The sequence below is a fragment of the Pseudomonas sp. PME37.24/006 genome (genome assembly GCF_055556635.1).
Genome location: NZ_JBVHNL010000169.1, coordinates 1 through 261, shown reverse-complemented (window position 1 = coordinate 261; position 261 = coordinate 1). Strand labels below are relative to the sequence as shown.

General features: G+C 58.6%; 1 protein-coding gene. It reads left to right on the top strand.

The window, feature by feature from the left end:
- On the top strand, window positions 1-261 hold a 261-nt coding region (locus ACZ3GY_RS24275; RefSeq protein ID WP_465912330.1), incomplete at both ends, for a hypothetical protein.

Genomic DNA, 261 nt, shown 5'->3' with positions numbered 1-261 from the left:
CCCAGCCGACCCTGACCAATCTGGAATCAGGGAAGAACAAGCGCAGCAAGTTCTTGCCAGAGATCGCGCAAGCGCTGGGCCTGTCGTTGGCCGAGCTCATGCAGGACGAGCCGGCGAACCTCCCGCTGAATTACACGCCGGTGATCGAGCATGACCCGGACAACGATGAATTTGCCGAGATCAGGAAGGTGAAGTTGCGCTTATCAGCTGGAATCACGGGATTCGACGCCATACCGGACATCGAGGACGGCAGGCCGATTA